The organism is Inquilinus ginsengisoli (assembly GCF_031453975.1).
GTDB classification, from domain to species: domain Bacteria; phylum Pseudomonadota; class Alphaproteobacteria; order DSM-16000; family Inquilinaceae; genus Inquilinus; species Inquilinus ginsengisoli_A.
Window position 1 is genome coordinate 387,728 of the sequence record NZ_JAVDPW010000007.1, and the last position, 20,983, is coordinate 408,710.

Annotated in this window: 19 protein-coding genes; 12 read left to right on the forward strand and 7 right to left on the reverse strand. The window is 70.0% G+C overall.

Annotated features, from left to right (window positions below):
• The first annotated feature begins 206 nt into the window (after positions 1-206).
• Both E9232_RS21435 and E9232_RS21440 read left to right on the forward strand, forming a co-directional pair.
• Positions 207-1,196, forward strand: coding sequence for a YncE family protein (locus E9232_RS21435; protein WP_309797287.1), 990 nt, complete (start codon positions 207-209; stop codon positions 1,194-1,196).
• Between the two features lie 30 nt (positions 1,197-1,226).
• Positions 1,227-2,225 carry a sterol desaturase family protein gene (locus tag E9232_RS21440; protein WP_309797289.1) on the forward strand — a complete coding sequence of 333 codons (999 nt, stop codon included), beginning with the start codon at positions 1,227-1,229 and terminating at the stop codon, positions 2,223-2,225.
• A 7-nt stretch (positions 2,226-2,232) separates the two neighbouring features.
• Here E9232_RS21440 and E9232_RS21445 read toward each other — a convergent pair whose 3' ends face one another.
• A complete protein-coding gene (locus tag E9232_RS21445) occupies positions 2,233-3,702 on the reverse strand; it encodes an aldehyde dehydrogenase family protein (RefSeq protein ID WP_309797290.1) in 1,470 nt (489 codons plus the stop codon).
• 100 nt (positions 3,703-3,802) lie between these two features.
• On the opposite strand from E9232_RS21445, the gene E9232_RS21450 reads away from it, so the two are divergent.
• A complete protein-coding gene (locus E9232_RS21450; protein WP_309797292.1) occupies positions 3,803-5,224 on the forward strand; it encodes a sigma-54-dependent transcriptional regulator in 1,422 nt (473 codons plus the stop codon).
• A gap of 46 nt (positions 5,225-5,270) precedes the next feature.
• On the opposite strand, the gene E9232_RS21455 is transcribed toward E9232_RS21450, so the two are convergent.
• Positions 5,271-6,494: an MFS transporter gene (locus E9232_RS21455; RefSeq protein WP_309797293.1), complete on the reverse strand. Its 1,224-nt coding sequence runs from the start codon at positions 6,492-6,494 to the stop codon at positions 5,271-5,273.
• Between the two features lie 132 nt (positions 6,495-6,626).
• The gene (locus E9232_RS21460; RefSeq protein ID WP_309797295.1) at positions 6,627-7,454 is read right to left on the reverse strand and encodes an oxidoreductase; all 828 of its coding nucleotides are present in this window, start codon (positions 7,452-7,454) and stop codon (positions 6,627-6,629) included.
• Positions 7,455-7,528: 74 nt separating this feature from the next.
• Here E9232_RS21460 and E9232_RS21465 point away from each other — a divergent pair, with 74 nt between their 5' ends.
• On the forward strand, positions 7,529-7,939 hold the full coding sequence (locus tag E9232_RS21465; RefSeq protein ID WP_309797297.1) for a MerR family transcriptional regulator: 411 nt from the start codon (positions 7,529-7,531) through the stop codon (positions 7,937-7,939).
• A gap of 10 nt (positions 7,940-7,949) precedes the next feature.
• Here E9232_RS21465 and E9232_RS21470 read toward each other — a convergent pair whose 3' ends face one another.
• Positions 7,950-8,804, reverse strand: a complete 855-nt coding sequence (locus tag E9232_RS21470) for a helix-turn-helix domain-containing protein (RefSeq protein WP_309797299.1) — start codon at positions 8,802-8,804, stop codon at positions 7,950-7,952.
• Between the two features lie 136 nt (positions 8,805-8,940).
• Between E9232_RS21470 and E9232_RS21475 the strand changes: the two genes are divergently transcribed.
• Both E9232_RS21475 and E9232_RS21480 read left to right on the forward strand, forming a co-directional pair.
• Entirely contained in the window at positions 8,941-9,852 is a 912-nt protein-coding gene (locus tag E9232_RS21475; protein WP_309797301.1) for a fatty acid desaturase, read from the forward strand.
• Positions 9,849-10,712, forward strand: coding sequence for a phosphate/phosphite/phosphonate ABC transporter substrate-binding protein (locus tag E9232_RS21480; protein WP_309797303.1), 864 nt, complete (start codon positions 9,849-9,851; stop codon positions 10,710-10,712). Before E9232_RS21475 ends, E9232_RS21480 begins: the two co-directional genes overlap by 4 nt.
• Here the strand turns inward: E9232_RS21480 and E9232_RS21485 are convergent.
• Complete coding sequence (locus tag E9232_RS21485; protein ID WP_309797306.1) at positions 10,651-11,040, reverse strand: Hpt domain-containing protein; 390 nt, start codon at positions 11,038-11,040, stop codon at positions 10,651-10,653. The genes E9232_RS21480 and E9232_RS21485 overlap by 62 nt on opposite strands.
• 116 nt (positions 11,041-11,156) lie before the next feature.
• On the opposite strand from E9232_RS21485, the gene E9232_RS21490 reads away from it, so the two are divergent.
• Together E9232_RS21490 and E9232_RS21495 are read left to right on the forward strand one after the other, a co-directional pair.
• Entirely contained in the window at positions 11,157-11,732 is a 576-nt protein-coding gene (locus tag E9232_RS21490; protein ID WP_309797308.1) for a TetR/AcrR family transcriptional regulator, read from the forward strand.
• Positions 11,733-11,813: 81 nt separating this feature from the next.
• On the forward strand, positions 11,814-12,911 hold the full coding sequence (locus E9232_RS21495) for an alkene reductase (RefSeq protein WP_309797310.1): 1,098 nt from the start codon (positions 11,814-11,816) through the stop codon (positions 12,909-12,911).
• Between the two features lie 6 nt (positions 12,912-12,917).
• Here the strand turns inward: E9232_RS21495 and E9232_RS21500 are convergent, their stop codons facing one another.
• Together E9232_RS21500 and E9232_RS21505 are read right to left on the reverse strand one after the other, a co-directional pair.
• Positions 12,918-13,079, reverse strand: coding sequence for a hypothetical protein (locus E9232_RS21500; protein WP_309797312.1), 162 nt, complete (start codon positions 13,077-13,079; stop codon positions 12,918-12,920).
• A gap of 35 nt (positions 13,080-13,114) precedes the next feature.
• Entirely contained in the window at positions 13,115-14,914 is a 1,800-nt protein-coding gene (locus E9232_RS21505; protein ID WP_309797313.1) for an ABC transporter ATP-binding protein, read from the reverse strand.
• 146 nt (positions 14,915-15,060) lie between these two features.
• Between E9232_RS21505 and E9232_RS21510 the strand changes: the two genes are divergently transcribed.
• The 4 genes from E9232_RS21510 to E9232_RS21525 all read left to right on the forward strand — a co-directional run bounded on the left by E9232_RS21510 (position 15,061) and on the right by E9232_RS21525 (position 20,981).
• Positions 15,061-16,785: a long-chain-fatty-acid--CoA ligase gene (locus tag E9232_RS21510; RefSeq protein WP_309797314.1), complete on the forward strand. Its 1,725-nt coding sequence runs from the start codon at positions 15,061-15,063 to the stop codon at positions 16,783-16,785.
• A 90-nt stretch (positions 16,786-16,875) separates the two neighbouring features.
• A complete protein-coding gene (locus E9232_RS21515; RefSeq protein WP_309797315.1) occupies positions 16,876-17,301 on the forward strand; it encodes a MerR family transcriptional regulator in 426 nt (141 codons plus the stop codon).
• A gap of 75 nt (positions 17,302-17,376) precedes the next feature.
• Positions 17,377-18,516 (forward strand): thiolase family protein, encoded by a 1,140-nt coding sequence (locus tag E9232_RS21520; protein ID WP_309797317.1) that lies wholly within the window; start codon positions 17,377-17,379, stop codon positions 18,514-18,516.
• A gap of 134 nt (positions 18,517-18,650) precedes the next feature.
• Positions 18,651-20,981, forward strand: a complete 2,331-nt coding sequence (locus tag E9232_RS21525; RefSeq protein ID WP_309797318.1) for a 3-hydroxyacyl-CoA dehydrogenase/enoyl-CoA hydratase family protein — start codon at positions 18,651-18,653, stop codon at positions 20,979-20,981.
• The last annotated feature ends 2 nt before the right edge of the window (positions 20,982-20,983 follow it).

The following is a 20,983-nucleotide window of genomic DNA, read 5'->3' on the forward strand; positions in this document are numbered from 1 at the left end:
GGGGCAGGGCCGCCGGGGCAGCAGGCGAATGTCCGCCGAGGAGGTATGACCCGGGCGCGGATCTTCCACCGCCGGAATCCAAGGTTCCGACTCGCCGCATTGCCTTTTTGTAATGCTTTTCGGCATCGCGTCCGGCCGCGCGGTGGCCTACATCCAGGACAGGTCGCCGCCGCGCTTGGCGGCGCCTGTCGTGCTGGAGGAATGTCGTGCTGCGCCTTTGGGCTTTGATGATTGCGGTCGCAGTGCCGGTGTCGGCGATGGCCAACACCGTGATCGTGCTGAACTCCGACGACGACACCATGAGCGTGATCAGCGGCACCGACCTCAAGGAGCTGTCGCGCGGACCGATCGGCCGGGCGCCGCATCATCTGATGCTGACGCCGGACGGGCAGGACCTGATCGTCGCTAATGCCGGCGGCAACGAGCTGGTGTTCGTCGACCCGGCGACCGGCGCGATCCGCCGTCGCCTGCCGAAAATCAGCGACCCCTACCAGGTCGGCTTCAGCCCCGACGCCAAATGGTTCGTCACCACCTCCGACCGGCTCGACCGGGTGGACATCTACAACGCCGCCGATTTCACCCTGGCGCACCGGCTGTCACTGCCGCGGATGCCCAGCCACATCGCCTTCCTGCCCGACAGCAGCCGGGTCTTCATCACCCTGCAGGCGACCGACAGCGTCGCCGCCATCGACCTCGCCACCGGCGCCGTGGCCTGGACCCAGCCGGTCGGGCCGCAGCCCGCCGGGATCTGGATGACCCCGGCGGGGACCCTGGTGGTCGGGATCATGGGGTCGAACCATGTCGCCGAGATCGACCCGGCCGACGGCCATGTCATCCGCACCATCGAGACCGGCAGGGGCGCGCACAACTTCCTGGCGGCGCCGGACGGCAAGGCGCTGTACGTCAGCAACCGCGTCGCCAACACCATCTCGGTGCTCGACCCCGCGACGCTCGCCGTCACCCGCACCCTGACCGCGCCGGGTGGGCCCGACGATATGGCGTTCTCGGCGGGCGGCACCGAGCTGTGGGCCACCGGCCGCTGGCGGTCCCAGGTCGATGTCATCGACCTGGCGTCGGGGTCGCTGAAGGGCACCATTCCGGTCGGGCGCTCGCCGCACGGGATCTACATCCATGACGAGCCGCCGCAGGCGGCAGAGAATGACGCGCCACCGGCGCCGGCGCATGATGTGCCGTAGGCGCGGGGGCACAGGGCAGGGACCGGGGCGATGATCGACGATCTGCTGCACCAGCTCGGACTGCTGCAGGGCTGGATCTTCGAAACGGCGATCGAGCCGCTGCTCTACGCCCTCGGCCTGATGGACTATGCCGAGGACGTGTTCGACTGGATGTGGGTGGCGATGTTCGGCGGCGTCGCCGTGATCGCCGCCTATGTCATCTGCCGCCCGCTGGAGCTGTGGCGGCCGGTCGAGCCGCGGGCCGACCGCAAGGCGATCCGCACCGACGTCACCTACACCCTGGTCCACCGCCTCGGCCTGGTGCCGCTGATCGTCTTCGTCCTCCTGACGCCGGCCGGCTACGCCATCGACCGGGCGCTGATGTTCCGCGGCATCCTGCCCGAGGCGATCGACCAGTACGTCCCGGCGCTGGCCGACTGGCCGCTGCTGACCCTGGCGATCTACCTGGTGATCCTGGATTTCGCGGAATACTGGCGGCACCGGCTGCAGCACCGGCTGCGCTGGTGGTGGGCGCTGCACAGCCTGCATCACGACCAGCGCCAGATGACGCTGTGGAGCGACGACCGCAACCACATCCTCGACGACGTGCTGCAGGCGGTGTGGCTCGGCGCCATCGCCCTGCTGATCGGGGTCGAGCCGGCGCAGTTCCCGATCATCGTCATCGTGCTGCGGCTGGTCGAAAGCCTGTCGCACGCCAATGTCCGGCTCGGCTTCGGCCGGTTCGGCTCCTGGCTGCTGGTCAGCCCGCATTTCCACCGGGTGCACCACGCGCTGGACCATGCCGACGGTGCCGCCTCGGCCCGCGCCCATGGCTGCAACTTCGCGGTGATTCTGCCGGTCTGGGACGTGCTGTTCGGCACCCGCCGGGTCGACCCGGACTTCCCGCCCACCGGTATCCGCGCCGCCGACGCCCGCTGGGCCGGGCTCGGCTACATCAGGCACCAGATCGAGGGCTTCCGCCGGCTGGCCAAGGCGCTGGCGCCACGGCGGCGCCAGCCCGGCCCGGCGATCACCGAGCCGGGGGAGTAGTCCCAGCTTACCCGTGCCGGACCGCGATGGTCTTGGTCACGCTGAAATGGTCCAGCCCTTCCATCGCCTTCTCGCGGCCGAAGCCGGAGCGCTTCATGCCGCCGAAGGGCAGCTCCACCCCGCCGCCGGCGCCGTAGTTGTTGACGAAGACCTGGCCGGCGCGGATGCGGCGGGCGCAGCGCATCTGGCGGGCGCCGTCGCGGGTCCAGACCCCGGCGACCAGGCCGAATTCGGTGCCGTTGGCCAGGCGGATCGCCTCCTCCTCGTCGTGGAAGCGCAGCACCGCCATGACCGGGCCGAACACCTCCTCCTGCGCCAGCGGATGGTTCGATGGCACGTCGCCGACCAGCGTCGGCACCTGGTAGAAGCCGCCGGAAGGGGCGTTCGGGCTCAGCTTTCCCTCGGCCAGCACCGGCAGGCCGTCGGCGCGGGCACGGTCGAGATGGCCGCGGACCCGGTCGCGCTGCCGGGCGCTGATCAGCGGGCCGCAATCCGGGTCGCGGTCCCAGGGCCCGGTCTCCAACGCCCGGAAGCGGCCGGCCAGTGCGTCGAGGAAGTCATCGGCGATGCCATCCTGCAGCAGCAGGCGGCTGCCGGCCGAACAGGTCTGGCCGGCATTCTGCACGATCGCCGCGGTGACGAAGGGCAGGGCGGCCTCGGCATCGGCATCGTCGAACACCAGCTGCGGCGACTTGCCCCCCAGCTCCATCGTCACCGGCCGGTTGAACGCGGCCGCGGCGGCCTGGATCGCCGCGCCGGTGGCGGGCGAGCCGGTGAAGCTGATGTGGTCGATGCCGGGATGCGACGCCAGCGCGGCCCCGGCCTCGGCCCCCAGCCCGGTGACGATGTTCAGCACGCCCGGCGGCAGCCCGGCCTCCAGCGCCAGCTGGGCGATGCGCAGCGGGGTCAGGCAGGCATCCTCGGCCGGCTTCAGCACACAGGCATTGCCGGCGGCCAGGGCGCCGCCGATGGTGCGGCCGAAGATCTGCGCCGGATAGTTCCACGGGATGACGTGGCCGGTGACGCCGTAGGGCTCCTTCACCGTCAGCACGGTGTAGCCGTCGAGATAGGGGATGGTGGTGCCGTGGTGCTTGTCGCAGGCGCCGCCATAGAACTCGAAATAGCGGGCGCAGGCGGTGATGTCGGCCTTGGCCTGCTTCACCGGCTTGCCGGCATCCGCGGCCTCCAGGCGCCACAACGTCTCGAAATCGGCCTCGATGGCGCGGCCCAGCCGGGCCAGGATCCGGCCGCGCTCGACCGCCGGCATCCGGCCCCAGGGGCTCTCGTCGAAGGCGCGCCGCGCGGCCCGCACGGCGGCGTCGATCTCGACCGCGCCGCCGCGGGCCAGGCTGTCGATCTCCGCCCCGGTCGACGGATCGATCACCGGAATCACCCGCCCATCCGCGGCCGGGTTCCAAATTCCATCGATCAGAATCGTTTTCGGTCCTATCATGGTATTCTTTCTGTCTCGGGGCATCGTCGCGATGGATGCACGCTTGGAACGTCGTTGCTGTTAAGCTGAATTGTTCTTGCGGATAGTATTGAAGATGGATGCCCCCATGGGCCACGATATAGCCATGGCTCCGATTGCCGAAACGCCCACGATCGACCGTGCGGCCGTCCTCCTGGTCGAGGACATGCCGGCCCTGGCCCGGCTCTATATCGAGACCCTGTCGAAGGTCGGCATCGCGGTGGATCATGCCGAGACCGGGGCCGAAGCGCTCGCGGCGCTGGCACAAGGGCGCTATGCGACCGTGCTGCTCGACCTCAACCTGCCCGACATGAACGGCATGGACATCCTGCAGCACATCCGCGACCAGCAGATCCCGGTGGCGCCGATCGTCATCACCGCGCATGGCTCGGTCAACACCGCGGTCGACGCCATGCGGCTCGGCGCCTTCGACTTCCTGGTCAAGCCGTTCCCCGGCGACCGGCTGACCGTCACCGTGCGCAACACGCTGGAGCGGATGCGGCTGCAGCGCGAGGTCGATGCCTGGCGCGAGGATCTCGGCCGCGACCGCTACTATGGCTTCATCGGCCGGTCGCCGACGATGCAGGCGGTCTACCGCATCATCGATTCGGCGGCGGCCTCCAAGGCCACGGTGTTCATCACCGGCGAGAGCGGCACCGGCAAGGAGCTGTGCGCCGAGGCGATCCACCGCCGCAGCCCGCGCCGCGACCAGCCCTTCATCGCCCTGAACTGCGGCGCCATCCCGCGCGACCTGATGGAATCCGAGATCTTCGGTCATGTGAAGGGCGCCTTCACCGGCGCGGTGGCCGACCGCGAGGGCGCCGCGGTGCGGGCCGATGGCGGCACCCTGTTCCTGGACGAGATCTGCGAGCTGCCGCCGGAGCTGCAGACCAAGCTGCTGCGCTTCCTGCAGACCGGGCAGGTCACGGCGGTGGGCGGCAGCCGCGACCGCAAGGTCGACCTGCGCATCGTCTGCGCCACCAACCGCGACCCGGCCGAGGAGGTGCGGCGGGGCCGCTTCCGCGAGGATCTCTACTACCGCCTGCTGGTCATCCCGGTGACCCTGCCGCCGCTGCGCGAGCGCGAGGACGACGTGCTGCTGATCGCGCGGCAGTTCCTGCACGACTATGCGGCGGAGGAGGGCAAGACCTTCGGCGATTTCGACATCGAGGTGGCCGAGGACCTGCAGCGCTACGCCTGGCCGGGCAATGTCCGCCAGCTGCAGAACGTGGTCCGCAACATCGTCGTGCTGCACGATGGCGGCCGGGTGTCGCGGGCCATGCTGCCGTCGCCGGTGCGGTCGCTGATCCCGGCGGCGCAGCCCAGCCGGCCGATCGAGTTGCCGCCGCCCATGCCGAGCGGCGCGACGTCCCCGGTGCGGCCGCTGTGGATGGTCGAGAAGGAAACCATCGAGGCGGCAATCACGGCCTGCGACGGGCATGTGCCGCGGGCCGCGGCCCTGCTCGGTATCAGCGCCTCGACGATCTACCGCAAGCGGCTGAACTGGGAAGCCGAGGGCCACGACTGAGACCGGGCCTGGCTCCCTGCCTTCGTCCTCGCCCTCGGCGTTCCCGTCAAGCGCAGCGCGGCGCTGCCCGGCGGCGCAGCAGCTCGGTGCTGTAGAACAGCAGCGCCGCGACTGGGAAGACCAGGCCGACCAGGGTGACCAGGCTCCAGCCGCCCTGGCCGAAGGTGCCGCTGGCGATGGCCGACCCGACGGCGCCGCCGGCGAAGGCGCTGGCGACATAGATGCCGTTCAGACGGCCCCGCGCCTCCGGCGCCAGGGCGTAGATCGTGCGCTGCCCCAGCACCATGTTGGCCTGCACCCCGAAATCCAGCAGGATTCCGGCGGCGGCCAGCACCACCACCGACCCGGCGGCGCCGCCGGCCCAGGCCATGGCGAAGGCGAGCGCGACCGAGGCCAGGGCGCCGCCGGTGGCCGGCCGGGTCCAGCCGCGGTCGGCGACGCGCCCGGCCAGGGGGGCGGCAAGGGCGCCGGCCGCGCCGACCAGCGCGAACAGGGCAATGCCGGACTGGCTGTAGCCGAAGCGCGGGCCCGCCAGCTCCAGCGGCACGGCGGTCCAGAACAGGCTGAAGGCGGCGAACATCGCCGCCTGGTAGGCCGACCGTCGCCGCAGCAGCGGGTTGCGCCGGAACAGGGTGCCGAGCGAGCGCAGCACCTGGCCGTAGCGCGGCCCCGGCGCCGGCTGCCACTTTGGCAGGCGCCAGGCCAGCACCAGCAGCAGCCCGACCATCATCAGGGCGGACAGGAAGAATATGGCGCGCCAGCCCGCCACGTCGGCGACCACGCCGGCGATCGGCCGGGCCAGCAGGATGCCGATCAACAGGCCGCTCATGACGTTGCCGACCACCCGGCCGCGGATGGCGTCGGGCGACATGTGCGCCGCCATCGGGATCAGGATCTGGGCGGCGACCGAGCTGATGCCGATCAGCAGGGCGGCGAACAGGAACAGGCCGGCGCCGGGGGCGACGGCGGCGATCGCCAGCGCCACCACGGTGCCGGACAGGGTCACGATCACCAGCCGGCGGTTCTCGATCATGTCGGCCAGGGGCACCAGCAGGATCAGCCCGACGCCGTAGCCGATCTGGGTCAGGGTGACGACCAGGCTGGCGGCCACGGTGCCCAGGCCGACCGACGGCGCGATCAGCGCGATCAGCGGCTGGGCGTAGTACAGGTTGGCGGCGATGGCACCGCAGGCGACCGCCAGCAGGACCGTCAGCGCCCGGGTGATCGTCGGAGCGGCGGGATGCGCGCGACCGGGTTCGCCTGTGGCCATGGCGACGCCTCTCGGAAAACAGGATGGATGATAAGGATCAAATATAGAACATCCCATCCTGTTGCGGTGCACAAAAGTCGGACATGGCAGTGTTGAGCGTTCGGCGCGGCTGCTGTAGAGGCGACCGCCGCCTTACCGGTTCGCCTGCGAGATGCGCCACATCAGCCGGTCCTGCATCCGGTCGGTCAGGAAGCGCTGCAGGAACAGGATCATCCGGGCGCCGCCGCCGGCGGCATAGCGCGTGCGCGGCCGCCGGGCCGCCACCGCGCGGCCGATGATGTCGGCCACCACCTCGGGCGGCGAGGGCATCTTCGACGCCGCCGCCGCCTCGAACATCTTGGCGTGACGGCGGGCGTAGGGGCCGTAGGCGGTGTCGCCGGACATGCGCAGCATGCTCTCATGGGCGATGCCGCCCCATTCGGTCCGGATCGCGCCGGGCTCGATCACGACGACGTCGATGCCGAAGGGGATCAGCTCCATCCGCAGGCTGTCGCTCAGCCCCTCCAGCGCGAATTTGGTGGCGTGGTACCAGGCGCCGAACGGCTCGCCGCCCTTGCCGCCGATCGAGCTGACATTGACGATCCTGCCGCGCTTCTGCGCCCGCATCATCGGCAGGGCCAGCTGGCACAGCCGGGCGGCGCCGAACAGGTTGACCTCGAACTGGCGGCGGGCCTCCTCGACCGGCACATCCTCCAGCGCGCCGTAGCTGCCGTAGCCGGCGTTGTTGACCAGCACGTCGAGGCGGCCGGTCTCGATCCCGATCCGCTCCACCGCCGCGACCAGCGAGGCGTCGTCGGTCAGGTCCAGCGCGACCGGCCGGGCGCCGGCGGCGGCCAGCGACAGCAGGCGGTCGGTCCGCCGCGCCGCGGCGTAGACGGTGTAGCCATCCGCCAGAAGCCGCTTCACGGTCGCCTCGCCGATCCCGGCCGAAGCGCCCGTCACCAATGCCGTCCGGTCCATGTCTTCCTGCTCACCATCCGAGGGAGCTGTCTCTATAAGTGTGGACCTAGGTCCATGGTCAAGGGGCGTTCGGCATGCTGATCTCGGAGTTCGCGCGGGCGGCGGGCCTGAGCACGGACACGGTGCGGTTCTACGTCCGCCGCGGGCTGCTGGCGCCCGAGACCAATGGCAAGGGCGGCCGCAACCCCTACCAGGTCTTCACCGCCGAACATGTGCGCACCGCACGGATCATCCGCCTGGCGCAGTCGCTCGGCATGTCGCTGAAGGAGATCGCCGCGATCGGCGAGGAGTATCGCGACGGCGGCATCACCCGCGAGCGCAGCATCGAGCTCATGAGCGCGCAGCTCGCCCGGCTGGAGCGGAAGGCGGCGGCGCTGGAGGCCGTGACCGGCTATCTCCGCGCCAAGGTCGCCTGGCTCGAGGGCGGCGAACAGGGGCCGGAGCCGGATTTCCCGATCGGAGGCCCGGACGGCGGATGCGCCTGAGGCGGCGATCCTAGCCCAGCCGCGCCCGCAGCCGGCGCAGCATCTTCGGCACGTCCGGCGGCTGCACGCTGGCGCCGCGGATCAGGCTGTCGAAATGCTCCGACAGCGCGCGGATGTGCTCGGTCGAATTGAACAGAAAGTACATGCCGCCGAGATAGATCACCGCCCGCAGCGGCCCGAACACGGTCAGCGGCACCGAATAATGCTGCCGCCCGTCGTAGAAGAACCAGCGGAAGGTCGGGTACAGCTCCTCCACCAGGGCGATCATGTGGTCGAGCTGGCGGGCCCGGATCGAATCGTCGAGGTCGTGCCAGATGCCCTCGCCGCGGGCGAAGCCCTCGATCGCCTGGATCGAGTTGCAGACCTCCATGTCGGTCTCCGGCCGCCGCTGATAGGCCAGGCGGGCGGCCGCGGTCTCGATCCGCTGCTCCGGCCGCGTCGCGGTGAAGTGCTCCAGCTCGTGCCGGATCACGTCGCGGTTCTTCAGCAGGTCGGGCAGGGTGGTGGGGACGTGGCGGATCTTGTAGCCGATCGCCTCGCGGTGCCACGCCACCAGCCGCTCGTCATCGGCCCATTGCGCGTCGCGCTCGATCGCCATGCGCTCGGGCAGGATGTCGGCCGACAGGGGGCCGCGCTGGCTCAGCCCCAGCAGCCAGTCGATGCTGACCTGGCGGGCGGCGGCGATCGCCGCCAGGGTCTCGGCCCGCGGCAGCCGGTCATTGGTCGGCGACAGGATCTGCGACAGGGTCGACCGGTCCATGCCGGCCGCGGCGGCGAAGGCGCTGCGGCTCTGGCCGGAGGCGGCGATGATCTCCTCCAGCCGGCCGCGGAAGGTCTCGATCATCTCGTGCCGGGTCTGTGCCATTGCGGTGTTTCCGAAACAATTCGTGCGAGATATCAACAGTTCGTTTGAGTATACAGCAGTCGAGTTGTTTCGTGCGCATTCTCGCGTTGTTCAGCATGGCATTTGGCGAGAGTCTTGATCCGAAGGGGACGGATCAATGGCGGAGACGGTGAAGAGAGCTCGGATCGAATGGCCCACTTGGGCGGTGGCGGCCGCGGCCTATGGCGGCTGGGTGGCGCTGCTCTCGTTCCACGCCTGGCTGCCCTGGCCGGCCTTCATCGCCATCGGCGCGGTGCTGCTGGCCTGGCACGGGTCGCTGCAGCACGAGACCATCCACGGCCATCCCACACGGTCGCGCCGGATCAACGCCGCGATCGGCTGGGTGCCCCTGTCGCTGTGGCTGCCCTATGCCAGCTATCGCGACCTGCACCTGCACCATCACCGCGAGGCGCATCTGACCTCGCCGGTCGAGGATCCGGAAAGCTACTACGTCACCGATGCCCGCTGGTCGTCGCTCAGCCCAGCGGGGCAGGCGGTGCTGCGCTTCAACCGCACCCTGCTGGGCCGCTTCCTGGTCGGCCCGGCCCTGGCTTGGTACGGGCTGTGGGCGGCGGAGCTGCCGCTGCTGCGCCGTGACCGGAAGGTCCGCGCCGTCTGGGCGCTGCATCTGGCCGGGGCGGCCGCCATCCTCGCCATCGTCACCGGCGTCTTCGGCGTCCCGCTGATGGTCTATGTCGCGACCTGCTACGCCGGCACCGCCCTGTCGCAGCTGCGCTCCTTCGCCGAGCACCGGGCCGGGCCGGAAGGCCTGCGCACCGCGGTGGTCTCGTCCGGGCCGTTCTTCTCGCTGCTGTTCCTCAACAACAACCTGCATGTGGCCCACCACGCCCGGCCTGGTCTGGCCTGGTACCAGCTGCCGCGCTTCGCCGCCGCCAACGACTCCGCCGCCGTGGCGCAGCGCGGCGCCGGGTTGTATCGTGGCTATGGCGAGATCGCCCGGCGCTACCTGTTCCGCCCGGTCGACGCGCCGGTCCATCCCGATTTCGACGAAGAGCGCCGCGCCCGATGACCTCCGTGCCCGGCACGGCCAGCCTGCTCCAAGCCAGTCCGCTCCAAGCCAGCTTGCCGATGTACGACCTGCCGGAGGTGCGCTGGGCCACCGATGCGCTGTGGTCGGCGGTGGCCGAACGCCTTTCGGCGGACCATGTCGCGGCGCCGCCGGCGCTGACCCGTGGCCCGGCGTTGCCCGATCTGTGGACCGACCCGGCGCTGCTGTTCAGCCAGACCTGCGGCAACCCCTATATCAGGCGCTTCCGTGACCGGCTGCGGCTGGTGGCGACGCCATGCTACGCCGCGCCCGGCTGCGACGGGCCGCGCTACCGCAGCCAGCTGGTGGCGCGGGCGGGCGGGCCGGAACGGGCCCTGGCGGATTTCCGCGGCGCCGTCTGCGCCGTCAACGAATGGGACAGCCTGTCCGGCTGGGTCGGCTTTGCCGCGGTGCTGCCGGAAGCGCCGGACCGGTTCTTCGCCGGCGCGGTGGTCACCGGCGCCCATGTCGCCAGCCTGGCCGCCGTGGCCGCTGGTGAGGCCGACATCGCCGCGATCGACTGCGTCACCCATGCGCTGCTGCAGCGCCACCGACCCGCCGCCCTGGCGGGGCTGCGCGTGATCGGCACCACCGCCCCGGCGCCCGGGTTGCCCTATGTCACGCGGCGGGGGATCGACGACGGCACCGTCGCGGCCCTGCAGCGGGCGCTGCGCGACGTGCTGGCCGACCCGGCGACGGCCGAGGCGCGGGCGGCGCTGCTGCTCGACGGGATCGAGATCCTGGGCGAGGCGGATTACGACGCCATCCCGGCGGTGCCGGTCAGCATTCCTCCTCCCGCTCCAGCTCCTCTTCGCCGCCGCGCCACATCGCCAGCGCCCTGAGGGTTTCGGCAACGCGGGCCTTGACCACCTTGGCCAACTCCTGCGGCCGGCCGGGCTGGCTTTCCGCCTTGCCGGCCAGGGTGTCGGCCAGGTCGATCAGGGTGCGGGCGCCGCAGATCGCGGCGCAGGATCGCAGGGCGTAGGCCTCCAGCGCAACCGCCTCGCGGTCGCCGGAACCGGCCGCGGCGCTGATCGCGGCGGCGCGCTCACCCAGCTCCTCCACCAGGTCGTCGATCATGGCGCGGCGGGCCGCCCCGTCGAAGCCCTGGAGGTTGCGCTCCAGCGCCGCAGGGTCGAACAGGTATCGCGGGTCGCTGCTGGTCGTCATGGCCGTGCTCCTCCGCCTCCCCTTCATATCGCTTCGCCGGGCCGGGAGTTCCAGGCGGCATGTGCCGCGATGCGGGTCGGCTTGACTTCCGGAACGACCAGTCCATATATCCGGCCATGGCTCAAACGCTCGGACGCCCCCGCGAATTCGACCCCGACGCCGCCCTCGACGCGGCGATGGCGGTGTTCTGGCGCCAGGGCTACGAAGCGACCTCGCTGGATGACCTGACGCGGGCGATGGGCCTCAGCCGCAGCAGCTTCTACGGCTGCTTCGGCTCGAAGCGTGACACCCTGGTTGCGGCGATCCGCCGCTACGGCGATCTGCGGCTGGCCGACCTGGAAAAACTGGTCGAGGCCGAGCCGGATGCCGGGCGGGCGCTGCGCACCGCCGTGGCCGCGCTCGCCGGTGTCGGCGGCGGCCGCGAGGGCTGTTTCCTGATCAACTGCACGGTCGAGCTGGCGCGGCAGGACCCGGAGGTCGAACGCCTGGGGCGCCGGCATCTCGAACGGCTCGAGGCCGTGCTGGCCAGGCTGCTCGCCCGCCATGTCGGGGCCGCGGACGCCGCCGCAGTCACGGCGCAGGCCCGGGCGCTGCTGTCGCTGGCCACCGGCGCGTCCGTCATGCGCAAGGCGGGCGCCGAGCCCACCACGATCGACGAACTTCTGGCCGCCGCCGAACCGCTGATGCGGTAGCGCGGGCCGGGGATTTTTGCGTTAACCCTTGCTCAATTATGGACTGACCAGTTCAAAAAGAGCGTCGACCTGGAGAGATTGATGTCCGTACCGAAGCTGTTCACGCCGACCCGGATCGGCGACCTGGAAGTGCCGAACCGGCTGGTGATGGCGCCGCTGACGCGCAACCGGGCGCTGCCCCAGGGCGACGTGCCGCACGCGCTGAACGCCGAATACTATGCCCAGCGCGCCACGGCAGGGCTGATCATCAGCGAGGGCACGCAGATCTCGCCGGAGGGCAAGGGCTATGCCTGGACCCCGGGCATCCACAGCGCGGAACAGGTCGCCGGCTGGCGGCTGGTGACCGACGCCGTGCACCAGGCCGGCGGCCGGATCGCGGCGCAGCTGTGGCATGTCGGCCGGGTCTCGCACACCGTGCTGCAGCCGGACGGCGCCGCGCCGGTCGCGCCATCGGCGATCACGCCGAAGGCGCGGGTCTATGACGGCGAAGGCTTCGTCCCGTCCTCGGCGCCGCGGGTGCTGGAGACCGATGAGATGCCGCGGCTCGTGCGGGACTTCGTCCATGCCGCGAAGCAAGCCCGCGACGCCGGCTTCGACGCGGTCGAGATCCACGCCGCCAACGGCTACCTGCTCGACCAGTTCCTGCGCGACGGCAGCAACCGGCGCACCGACGCCTATGGCGGCTCGATCGCCAACCGGGCGCGGCTGCTGTTCGAGGTGGCGGAAGCGGTGGCGGCGGTGTGGGACCCCGGCCGGGTCGGCGTCCGTCTCTCGCCATTCTCCAATTTCGGCGACATGACCGACAGCGACCCGGTGGCGACCTTCGGCCATGCCATCGAGGGGCTCAGCGGCCTCGGCATCGGCTACCTCCACATGGTCGAGGGCCAGACCGGCGGCACCCGCGAGCTGCCGCCCGGCGCCGACATCCAGGCGCTGCGCCGGCGGTTCAAGGGCAGCTACATCGCCAACAACGGCTATGACCGTGACCTGGCGATCGAGGCGGTGGAGACCGGCCGCGCCGACGCGATCGCCTTCGGCCGGCTGTTCATCGCCAATCCGGACCTGGTCGACAGGCTGCGCCACGGCGCGCCGCTGAACCCGGCCGACCAGGAGACCTTCTACGGCGGCACCGCCAAGGGCTACACCGACTATCCCGCCCTGAGGCAGGCCGCAGCCTGACCCTGGCTACTCCGACTTCGGCGCCAGTGCGGACGCCGCGTCACGCGCCGTGCTGACGCCGAGGTTGAAGCCGATGTAGAGGCCGATGCCGAGGCCGAAGATCAGGGCCCAGACGGCGAACCAGCGCATGCCGCGCAGCCGCTGCTGCAGCTTTTCGATCTCGGTCATCGGTGCTTCCCCCAAACGTCCTGAGCCGTGGCCCGTCACACCGGCCACGGCGACAGCTCCTCGTCATCGGCGGTCTGCAGCGCCCACAGCCGGGCATACAGGCCGCCGCCGGCGATCAGCTCGGCATGGCTGCCGATCTCGGCGACGCGGCCATGGTCGAGCACATAGATCAGGTCGGCGTTGCGCACGGTCGACAGGCGGTGGGCGATCATCAGCGTGGTGCGGCCGGCCATCAGCTGGGTCAGGGCCGCCTGGACCTGCCGCTCGCTTTCGGTGTCGAGCGCCGAGGTCGCCTCGTCCAGCAGCAGGATCGGCGCGTTCTTCAGCATGGCGCGGGCGATCGACAGGCGCTGGCGCTGGCCGCCGGACAGCTTCACCCCCTGTTCCCCGACCAGGGTGTCGTAACCCTTGGGCAGGCGCAGGATGAACTCGTGCGCCGCGGCGCCGCGGGCCGCGGCCTCGACCTCCTCCTGCGTCGCCGAGGGGCGGGAATAGGCGATGTTGGCGCGGACCGTGTCGTCGAACAGGGTGATCTCCTGGCTCACCAGCGCCATCTGCCCGCGCAGCGAATCCAGGGTCAGGCTGCGCACGTCGTGGCCGTCGATCGCGACCGAACCCCCGGTCGCGTCGTAGAAGCGCGGGATCAGGTTCAGGATGGTCGACTTGCCGGCGCCGGACGGGCCGACCAGCGCCGCCGTCTTGCCGGCCGGCACCTCCAGGGTCACGCCGCGCAGCGCCGGGATCTTCGGGCTGTAGGAGAACTGGACGTCGGTCAGGGTGATGCGGCCGCGGCAGCTTTCCAGCGCGATGGCGTCGGGCGCGTCGCGGATCGTCGGCACCTCGTCGATCGTCTCGAACACCCGCTCGGCGGCGGCGAAGCCGGAGGACAGGGTGTTGTGCAGGCTGGCCAGCCGCTTCAGCGGCTCATAGGCCATCAGCAGCGCGGCGATGAAGGAGAAGAACGACCCGGGGGTGCGCGAGCCGGAGACCACCTCGTTGCCGCCGTAGAGGATGACGATGACGATGGCCAGGCCGGACAGGGTCTCCAGGATCGGGTTGGTCGCCGAGCTGACCCGCATCGCCTTCTGCCGCAGCCGGGACACCTCGTTGATGATCTTGGCGGCCCGGTTGGTCTCGCGCTCCTCGGCGTTGTAGGCCTTGACGTGGCGGATGCCCTGGAAGACCTGGCCGAGATGGTTGTTGAGCGAGCCGTACTGGGTGAAGGTCTTGCCGGTGATCTTGCGGATGCGCTTGCCGATCTGCAGCACCGGCAGCACGGTCAGCGGGAAGATCACGAAGGTGGCCGCCGCCAGCTCGATGTCGGTGTAGAACATCACCGCGATCAGGGCGATCAACGACAGCAGGTCGCGGCCGATGCCGGTGATGCCGGTCGCGACGGCGCCGTACATCGACTGCACGTCGTTGGTGAAGTGGCTGACCATCCGGCCTGAGCTGGTGTCGTGGAAGCTGGCGAGGTCGGCCCGCACCCGGTTGCGGAACATCCGCACCTGCAGCTCCGCGATGATCAGCCGGCCGACATTGTTCAGGATCACGCCCTGGGCGTAGCCGGTGACGCCCTTGACCAGGAAGATCACCATCACCGCCGTGGCCAGCGGCCACAGCAGGGCGCCGTTCCGCTCGGTGAAGATGCCGTCGATCACCGGCTTCATCACCCAGGCCGAGGCCGCGGTGGTCGCCGCCGTCAGCGCCATGCAGACCAGCGCCATGACCACCTTCGGCCAATGCGGCCGGATGTAGTTGCGCAACAGCCGCTGCGAGATCTCGCGGTCGCTCAACCGCCGCGGCTGCGGCTTCTTGTCCTTGCGCTGGGCCAAGGTGATCCGTGGGCTGGTGTCGGGCGGGCCGTTAAACCACGCTATCGGCTGCCGTTCAACCTTGCGGCCGGAACCGATCGCCGATTACATCGCTGGGATAAGGCCGCGCGCCGGCCGGGTAAAGATCGTTTGGGGGAGAGACCGACATGACGGACGTGGCTGCCTCGGACCGCCCGCCCGCCTGGGCCAGGCTCTACCCGCCCGCCATCTCCTGGGACCGGCCGATCGAACCGCGTCCGCTCTACGCCATCCTCGACGACGCCGTCGCGCAGTTCGCCGGCCGGCCCTGCGCCACCTTCATGGACAAGACCTTCACCTACGGCCAGATCGGCGATCTGGTGGCGCGCGCCGCCAAGGGCTTCCAGGCCGCGGGCGTCATCAAGGGCAGCCGGGTCGGCCTGTTCCTGCCCAACTGCCCCTATTTCGTGATCTGCTACTTCGCGCTGCTGAAATGCGGCGCCGTCGTCGTCAACTTCAACCCGCTCTACGCCGAGCGCGAGCTGATCACCAACATCGACGACAGCGGCGTCGAACTGATGGTGACGCTCGACCTGGCGCAGCTGCACGCCAAGCTGGCGCCGCTCTTGGGACGCACAGCGCTGAAGCGCATCCTGGTCTGCCCGATGGCGGGCATCCTGCCGTTCCCCAAGAACCTGCTGTTCCCGATCGTCAAGCGGCGCGAGGTGGCGAAGGTGCCGCGCGACGGGCGATACCTGCGCTGGGCCGAGCTGGTCGGCAATGACGGCCGCTTCGCCCCGGTGCCGATCGCGCCGGTGGACGATCTGGCGGTGCTGCAATACACCGGCGGCACCACCGGCACGCCGAAGGGCGCGATGCTGACCCATGCCAACCTCTATGCCAACACGGTCCAGGCCGGCTGCTGGTTCGAGGGCATGGTGCCGGGCCAGGACCGCATGCTGGGCGTGCTGCCGTTCTTCCACGTCTTCGCCATGACCGTGGTGATGAACCTGTCGATCTGGGCGGGGGCGGAGATCATCATGCTGCCGCGCTTCGAGCTCGACACCGTGATGAAGACCATCGACGAGAAGAAGCCGACCCTGTTCCCGGCGGTGCCGACCATCTACACCGCGATCGCCAACTACCCCGACCGGGCCAAATACGACCTGTCGTCGCTGAAGCGCTGCATCTCCGGCGGGGCGCCACTGCCGCTCGAGGTCAAGAACGCGTTCGAGGCGGCGACCGGCTGCAAGCTCGTCGAAGGCTACGGCCTGTCGGAAAGCTCGCCGATCGCCACCTGCAACCCGCTCTACGGCATCAACAAGGCGGGGTCGATCGGCATCCCGCTGCCGCAGACCATGATCGAGATCGTGTCGCTGGACGACCGCACCACCGTGATGCCGACCGGCGAGCGCGGCGAGGTCTGCATCAGCGGCCCGCAGGTGATGAAGGGCTACTGGCACCGGCCAGAGGAATCGGCCGATGCGCTGTTCGGCGGCCGGCTGCACACCGGCGACGTCGGGTACATGGACGAGGACGGCTACACCTTCATCGTCGACCGGATCAAGGACATGATCCTGTGCTCCGGCTTCAACGTCTATCCGCGCAATGTCGAAGAGGCGATCTACCTGCACCCGGCGGTCGAGGAATGCGTGGTTGCCGGCCTGCCCGACGCCTATCGCGGCCAGACGGTGAAGGCCTATGTCCGGCTGCGGGCCGGCCAGGCGCTGACGGCCGAGGGGCTGGTCGCCTTCCTGCACGACAAGCTGTCGCCGATCGAGATGCCGAAGCTGATCGAGTTCCGCGACAAGCCGCTGCCGAAGACGCTGATCGGCAAGCTGTCGCGCAAGGCGCTGCTGGAGGAGGAGGCGGCGAAGGCGGCCCAGCCGGAGGTGGCGCGGGCCGCCACCTGATCGCCGCCGATTGACCGGATGCTCCGGCTGCGCTACTTTACGTTTACGTAAACGGCATGCCATCGCAACGCAGTCGGAGGCGGATCGGCCATGGAGGCGGAAACCCAGGAGAAGCGCGACGTCGAGCAGCGCAGCTACTCGATCGGCGACCTCGCCGCCGCGTTCGACATCACCCCGCGCAGCATCCGGTTCTATGAGGATGAAGGCCTGCTGTCGCCCGAACGGGCCGGGCTGACGCGCATCTACAGCCATCGCGACCGGGCCCGCCTGGCCCTGATCTGCCGCGGCAAGCGGCTCGGCTTCTCCCTGGCCGAAATCAAGGAGTTCCTCGACCTCTACGCCCGCGACCACCGCAAGGTCGAGCAGATGAGCTTCTTCCTCGGCCGCGCCCGCGCCCGACGGGCCTCGCTCGAGACCCAGCTGGTCGACGTGCAGCAGACCATCGAGGACCTGCGCGGCATCGAGGCCGAGATCACCGATTTCCTGAAACGCGAAGGGGCGCTGCCGGAAGGCTGAGCCGCCCGCCACCCGATCCGCACGGGGCGTGTTCGCGCGCCCACGACAAGAAGAGCTGAGGAGCCTGAGACCATCATGGACACGAGCGTCGTCATCGCCGGCTTCAAGCGGTCGCCCTTCCATCTCGCCAACAAGGGCGAGCTGCGCCGGGTGCGGCCCGACGATCTGGTCGCCACGGTCGTCAAGGCGCTGGTCGCCGAGACCGGGGTCGACCCCGCCGCGATCGAGGATCTGATCCTGGGCTGCGCCTTCCCGGAGGGCGAGCAGGGCTTCAACATGGCCCGCATGGTGGTGTTCCTGGCCGGCCTGCCGCAGTCGGTCGGCGGCGTCACCGTCAACCGCTACTGCGGGTCGTCGATGCAGGCGATCCACCAGGCCGCCGGCGCCATCCAGATGGGCGCGGGCGAGGCCTTCCTGTGCGCCGGGGTCGAGAGCATGACCCGGGTGCCGATGATGGGCTTCAACCCGGCGCCGAACCCGAAGCTGGCCGCCGAGATGCCGCAGGCCTACTTCAACATGGGCGTGACCGCCGAGAACCTCGCGGTGAAGTACCAGATCACCCGCGAGAGCCAGCAGGACTTCGCCATCCGCTCGCAGCAGCGCGCGGCCAAGGCCTGGACCGATGGCAAGTTCGCCGCAGAGGTCGTGCCGATCGCGACCCGGGACGGCACGGTCGAACGCGACGGCACCATCCGCCCCGACACCAGCCAGGAAGGCCTGTCGGGCCTGAAGCCGGCCTTCGACCAGAACGGCACCGTCACCGCCGGCACCTCAAGCCCGCTGACCGACGGCGCCTCGGCGACGCTGGTCACCAGCGAGGCCTTCGCCAAGGCCGCCGGCCTGCCGATCCTGGCCCGCATCAAGTCGATCGCGGTGGCGGGCTGCGCGCCGGAGATCATGGGCATCGGCCCGGTTGACGCCAGCCGCAAGGCGCTGAAGCGCGCCGGGCTGACCATCAAGGACATCGACGTGGTCGAGCTGAACGAGGCCTTCGCCGCCCAGGCGCTGGCGGTCGGCCATGACCTCGATCTCGACTGGGCCAAGACCAACATCGACGGTGGCGCCATCGCGCTGGGCCACCCGCTCGGCGCCTCGGGTGCCCGGATCACCGGCAAGGCGGCCTCGCTGCTGCAGCGCGAGGGCGGCCGGCTGGCGCTGGCCACCATGTGCATCGGCGGCGGCCAGGGCATCGCCACCATCCTCGAAGCCGCCTGACCATCTGACGATTTCCGTCCCACCCTTTCCCGTCATTCCCGCGCAAGCGGGAGTCTCGTCCAGGTCTGCATGAGATCCCCGCTTGCGCGAGGATGACGGCCAGGGGAAGCGAGGGCGACCAGGGAGCTGAGACCATGGATATCAAGCAAGTCGCGGTGATCGGCGCCGGGGTGATGGGCAGCGGCATCGCCGCACACTTCGCCAATGCCGGCGTGCCGGTGCTGCTGCTCGACATCGTGCCGAGGGATGCGCAGAACCGGAACGTGATCGCCGAAGGCGCGCTGGCGCGCATGGCCAAGACCGATCCGGCGCCCTTCATGTCGACGGCGGCCGCCAGGCTGGTCGCCACCGGCAACACCGAGGACGACCTCGGCAAGCTGGCCGGCTGCGACTGGATCGTCGAGGCGGTGCTGGAGGACCCGAAGGTCAAGCAGGACCTCTATGCCCGCATCGAGCAGGTGCTGAAGCCGGAGGCGGTGATCTCCTCCAACACCTCGACCATCCCGCTGGCGATCCTGACCGAGGGCCGGTCGGAGCCCTTCCGCCGCGCCTTCATGGTCACCCATTTCTTCAACCCGCCGCGCTACATGCGCCTCTTGGAGCTGGTGGTCGGGCCGGACAGCGACCCGGCCCTGGTCGCCGGCATCCGCCGCTTCGCCGACATCGCGCTCGGCAAGGGCGTGGTCGACTGCAAGGACACGCCCGGCTTCATCGCCAACCGCATCGGCACCTACTGGATCCAGGCCGCGGTCAACGCCGCCATCGATCTGGGCCTGACGGTCGAGGAGGCGGATGCGGTCGCCGGCCGGCCGATGGGCGTGCCCAAGACCGGCGTGTTCGGGCTGATCGACCTGGTCGGGCTCGACCTGATGCCGCACATCGCCAAGAGCCTGCTGGCCACCCTGCCGAAGGACGACCCGTACCGCGACATCTATCGGGTCGAGCCGGTGATCGAGAACCTGATCGCCGACGGCTACACCGGGCGCAAGGGCAAGGGCGGCTTCTACCGCCTCAGCAAGGCCACCGACGGTGCCCGGGTGAAGGAAAGCGTCGACCTCAAGACCGGCGCCTGGGCGAAGTCGGACAAGCCGAAGCTGGACAGCGTCGAGGAGGCACGCCGGGGCGGGCTGAAGGCGCTGGTCGGGTTCGACGACAAGGCCGGCCGCTTCGCCGCGACGGTGCTGGGCCAGACCCTGTCCTACGCAGCCGGGCTGGTGCCGCAGATCGCCGACACCGTGGTCGCGGTCGATGAGGCGATGCGCCTGGGCTACAACTGGGGCTTCGGCCCGTTCGAGCTGATCGACCAGGTCGGCGCCGACTGGCTGATCGGCTGGCTGGAAACCCAGGGCAAGCCGGTGCCGGCGCTGCTGAAATCCGCGCAGGGCCGCAGCTTCTACCGGGTCCAGGATGGCCGCCTGCAGTACCTTACCACCGGCGGCGACTACGCCGAGGTGAAGCGGCCGGACGGCGTGCTGCTGCTGGCCGACATCAAGCGCACAGCCAAGCCGATCGCGAAGAACGGCTCGGCGGCGCTGTGGGACATCGGCGACGGCGTCACCTGCTTCGAGTTCATCTCGAAGATGAACAGTCTCGACGACCAGACCATGGCCTTGCTGGGCGAGGCGATCCGCATCACCGCGTCGAAGTACAAGGCGATGGTGATCTACAACGAGGGCACCAACTTCTCGGTCGGCGCCAATCTCGGCCTCGCCCTGTTCGGCATCAACATCGCGCTGTGGCCGCAGATCGAGGCGCTGATCAAGGGCGGGCAGGACGCCTACAAGGCGCTGAAATTCGCTCCGTTCCCGACCGTGGCGGCGCCCGCCGGCATGGCGCTGGGCGGCGGCTGCGAGATCCTGCTGCATTCCGCCGCGATCCAGGCCCATGCCGAGACCTATTGCGGCCTGGTCGAGGTCGGGGTCGGGCTGATCCCCGGCTGGGGCGGCTGCAAGGAGATGCTGCTGCGCGCCAACGCTCAGCCGAAGCGCCCGGGCGGCCCGATGCCGCCGCTGGGCCAGGTGTTCCAGACCATCGGCACGGCCCAGGTGGCGAAATCGGCCTTCGAGGCGAAGGATCTGCTGTATCTCCGCCCCGCCGACGGCATCACCATGAACCGCGACCGGCTGCTGGCCGACGCCAAGGCCAAGGCGCTGGCGCTGGCCGAAGGCTACCAGCCGCCCAAGCCGGCGGTGGAGATCCGCCTGCCGGGCCCGACCGCCCGGACCGGCTTCGCGCTGGCGGTGGGCGACCTGGCGCGCACCGGCAAGGCGACGCCCTACGACGTCGTGGTCTCGGACAAGCTGGCCTATGTGCTCTCGGGCGGCGACACCGACATCACCGAGACGCTGACCGAGGATGACGTGCTGGCGCTGGAGCACGAGATGTTCAGCCAGCTTGTGCGCCTGCCCGGCACCATCGCCCGCGTCGAGCACATGCTGACCACCGGCAAGCCGCTGCGGAACTGAGA